This is a genomic window from Okeania sp., from assembly GCF_983059655.1.
This window is the reverse complement of record NZ_CEZPJD010000727.1, coordinates 1-4,022: the sequence shown is the minus strand read 5'-3', so window position 1 is coordinate 4,022 and position 4,022 is coordinate 1. Positions and strand designations below refer to the sequence as shown.

The following is a 4,022-nucleotide window of genomic DNA, read 5'->3' as shown; positions in this document are numbered from 1 at the left end:
CGTGCAAAATGCTTTTACAAGAGAGAAATTTAACAGATGAAGATAGATGGTTAGAATTGATTAATCTCTATAGCGCTAATCCTTTATGGTTAAATATAATTGCCGATGCTGTTGAAGATTTATGTGATAAAAGTGTAACTCAATTTTTATCTTGCTCAACCCTATATTTAGGAGATTTAGAACCAATATTAGAGATAAATTTTCAGCGTTTATCAGAGTTGGAAAAACAAGTAATATTTTGGATGGCCAATCAAGAAAAAGCAGTGGATATTTCTATTACTCCCGCAGATTTTCCACTCTCCCACTCAGATTTATGGAAAGGAATACAATCATTAAAAAGGCGTTGTTTAGTAGAAAAAGTGATGGAAACAGAAGGTTCGTTTTTTACAATTCAACCTGTTGTTAAATCTTTTGGCAAAATGTGATAGCGCTACGCGCAAGGCAACAGGCAACAGGCAACAGGCAACAGGAGAATACAAAAGAGTTTTCCTACGGAATGCTGCGCAAACAGCTTCTATTCATGTCCTAACCTTAATGCGTAGCGCTATATTAGCATCAGAGCAATGAATGAAGGCAGAAGGTATCCCCCCTACCCCCCCCTTTGAAAGGGGGGATAAAGAAGGAACAATTTTATGGGGGTTTCTGATGCCAACCAATTAAAGTACAAATATTGAGGGAATCTTTCTAGTGCGAGCATCTTGCTCGCAAGGCGCACCTCACGCCTGATAAAATTTGCTCCATGAATTGATTTAATATAAACTATACTTTAATTATATAGCAATACAAGAATTGGGCGCGGATATTTTTCAATCCTCAAACCCTTTTACAGTTTGCTATTCCCTATTCCCTCTCTTGGTGCGCATTCCCTTGCGTCTAACGCCGACGCGGGGTCGCACCGCTATTCCCTATTCCCTAGCGCATAAAAATGACAGTTACCACAAAACAACTAATTCAATGGAAACAAAAAGGTCGTCCCATAGTAGCTTTAACGGCCTATGATTATGCGATCGCTCAGATTTTAGACCAAGCAGGAGTAGATTTAATTTTGGTGGGAGATTCTATGGCAATGGTAGCATTAGGCTATGATACAACTCTTCCAGTTACTCTTGATGAAATGATTCATCATGCTAAAGCAGTGCGACGAGGTGTGAAACAAGCTTTAATAGTTGTAGATTTACCATTTTTAACTTATCAAGAAAGCATTCAACAAGCCATACATTCCGCAGGGAGAATACTCAAAGAAACAGGCGCTCAAGCTGTAAAATTAGAAGGCGGAAATGAAGCGATCGCTCAAACGATAAGTAAATTAACATCAGTGGGTATTCCGGTTATGGGTCATATTGGTCTAACTCCCCAATCTGTACATCAATTTGGAGGTTATCGCAAACAAGGTAAAACTCCCGATGCTAGGGCGCGTATTTTAGCAGAAGCTGTCGCTGTGGAAGAAGCTGGTGCTTTTGCCATGATTTTAGAACATATTGGAGCAGACTTAGCTAAAGAGATTACTGAAAAAGTTTCTATTCCTACTATTGGTATTGGTGCAGGTGTCTATTGTGATGGTCAGGTATTAGTTATTAATGATGTATTAGGAATTTCTGATTGGCAACCACCCTTTGCTAAATCCTATGCTAACTTGCGAGAAAATATTACTCAAGCAGTGAAAGAATATAGTTTGGAAGTTAAAGAGAGAAAATTTCCTCAATCACCATCTTGAAGAAGGCAGAAGTCAGAAGGTCTAATTGCTTATGGATAGTCAACTACTATTGACGGCGTTGGTGATTTCGGCTATGATTGTGCTTTAATAGCGATGGCCTAACTATGAACTGAAAAGCATTTTATATTTGGCAAAATTTAGGTTTCATAGCTTGATTCACCAACGCCCTATTGACTAAAAAATAAGGTCTCAAGCCTCCCCTTGGCTGCGTCGCGAGCTATTGCTCTACAAGGGGATGAAAAAAAATAAAGTTCAATATTTCAAGCCTCTGACTTTCCTAGGTCATGCTGCGCAAACAGGCACAGGTACTGATAACTGATAACTGAAATGACGGTGGGGTATTAAACCTGCAAAAGAAAAGATAAAGTGAGTTTTATTTTGTTATTTTTATTGCCTTTTTTGGTGCTATTAGAGTTTCAGTGCTAAATTAAGTAGGTTGATAATCAGGATGCACCAAAGTAATAAGACTAATAGACATCTCCAAAAATCAAAAACAAAATCAATTCTCACACAGAAGTTATCAATTATTTCTCCCTACTGCCTAGTGCCTACTGCCTACTCCCTCTTTTCTGGAGATGTCTAATTTTCATCCCGACATGGAATATCAACCTTCCTCCTTTTTCCTTGTTACTACTGCTATAATATCTAGTCTATCAACATTCTCTTGTCTTCTGAATCTAAGCATAACTGATTGAAGAATTTGCTTTAGATGAAGGTTGAGTAGTTTCAGGAATTTCAGAAACTTCCAGCAACTCTGGTGCAAACATGATTTTCCATCCTAAACGTAAAAAATCCATAATGCGATCGCATGAAAAACATCTTGGTTGTTCAATTTTGTGAGATGTTTCCCAAGTAACAGCAATTTGATGGTATGCGTAGATTTCCATATTTGATAATTTCCGAATATAACTCCATAAATTTAAAGTTCATAGTTTTATCCTACTCAACCGGAAAATTAGGTCAAGAGCAGTTATGAATTTTCGGCAGTATAGCGCTGTGCGCAGGCAACAGGCAACAGAGAAGAATAAAAAAACCGTTTGTGTAGCATCTCCCTTAGAATAATATAAGACTTTTAGCTATTGGACATTTCCTGTAATTTGTAAATATCTCAGCGCACATTGCTATAAAAGAAAAGATAAAAATGTTTTCTCTAATAAATTTTTCCCTGTTCCCTATCCCTAGCGCGTAGCGCTATATTAGTTCAATTTTAAAGCACTCACAGGTACTTCATCCCAAGATTCAACAGTTCGCAGTATAGCTTTCCATCCTTGTTCCTTTTGAGTCTTAGTTAAATTTTTTTGAAAAGACTCATGGCATTCTTGGGCCTGTTGTTGATCGCCACAAGCAATACAAGAGTAGATAATACCAGATGGATCTATCTGTTCATTTACCCAAATAGTCATAGTTAATAGCCTCATTAACATTGAAAGTTAACAAAATTATATCGTAGGGAATAGGGAACAGGGAACAGTGGCAAAAGCTTTTCTTTATCTCAGCTTCATCATCAACATAAGTTCTAACTAATATCATGTTCCCCTTGCAGGGGAGCTGCGCTAACGGATAATCAGTTATAAAAAACCTTATATCTTTAAACCTTTACTTTTCCTTCTACCTTCTGCCCTCTGCCTTCCTTTCTCCAAAGTATAAGTATTTAACCAAACATGATATAACTCGTTCCTTGCTATAAACTTATAGCGCTGTGCGCAGCTCATTTGGCAGTAGGCAATAGCGGTCGGACCCCGCGCCGCCGACAGCTCGCTTGCGGAACGCCGACTCCTGTGAGGGAATGCTGACCAACAGAGGCAGTAGGGGGCATAAAAAGCTTATTATATAAAACTTTTAGCTATTGGACACCTCCTGAAATTTGTAAAGCAAGCCAGCGCACATTGCTATATTAGACAAAGAAAATTCTGAACTCTAGAGAATTCAGAATTTTCGGTTGGCACTAAATTTTTAATATTAAATGGGATTAAATTCAACCTGAATCTTATCTTTATCTTTTACGGGTTTAATACCCCACCGTCATTTCAGTTATCAGTTATCAGTACCTCTCTCTGCCTGTTTGCGCAGCATGACCTAGGAAAGTAAAGTGAATTGAAATATTGAACTTTATTTTTTTCATCCCTTTGAAAGGGCGAGACCTTATTTTTTGTTCAACGGTCGTTAACTATCTATAAGCAATTAGACCTTTTGCCTCCTGCCTTCACCCTTCTTCAAAATTCCTGTCCAGATGCTAAACTCTTGAGAGAATTACCAGTAACACGACATATACGCCATTCATCTAAAATTGATGCACCAATACGTTGAT

3 protein-coding genes and 1 pseudogene are annotated in these 4,022 nt (G+C 38.0%); 2 read left to right on the top strand and 2 right to left on the bottom strand.

Annotation, left to right across the window (positions count from 1 at the left end):
* A pseudogene (locus tag AC3DU7_RS27420) lies at positions 1-425 on the top strand (AAA family ATPase); the annotation flags it as partial.
* Positions 426-925: 500 nt separating this feature from the next.
* Positions 926-1,714, top strand: coding sequence for a 3-methyl-2-oxobutanoate hydroxymethyltransferase (panB, locus tag AC3DU7_RS27415; protein WP_488042427.1), 789 nt, complete (start codon positions 926-928; stop codon positions 1,712-1,714).
* Between the two features lie 677 nt (positions 1,715-2,391).
* On the opposite strand, the gene AC3DU7_RS27410 is transcribed toward panB, so the two are convergent.
* Both AC3DU7_RS27410 and AC3DU7_RS27405 read right to left on the bottom strand, forming a co-directional pair.
* Positions 2,392-2,601, bottom strand: coding sequence for a hypothetical protein (locus tag AC3DU7_RS27410; protein WP_488042426.1), 210 nt, complete (start codon positions 2,599-2,601; stop codon positions 2,392-2,394).
* 309 nt (positions 2,602-2,910) lie between these two features.
* On the bottom strand, positions 2,911-3,117 hold the full coding sequence (locus tag AC3DU7_RS27405; protein WP_488042425.1) for a glycogen debranching protein: 207 nt from the start codon (positions 3,115-3,117) through the stop codon (positions 2,911-2,913).
* Positions 3,118-4,022: the final 905 nt, after the last annotated feature.

What these genes read in the sequence shown, in the direction of transcription:
- panB (WP_488042427.1), top strand. Translation starts at nt 926, where the DNA reads ATGACAGTTACCACAAAACAACTAATTCAATGGAAACAAAAAGGTCGT.
- AC3DU7_RS27410 (WP_488042426.1), bottom strand. Translation starts at nt 2,601, where the DNA reads ATGGAAATCTACGCATACCATCAAATTGCTGTTACTTGGGAAACATCT.
- AC3DU7_RS27405 (WP_488042425.1), bottom strand. Translation starts at nt 3,117, where the DNA reads ATGACTATTTGGGTAAATGAACAGATAGATCCATCTGGTATTATCTAC.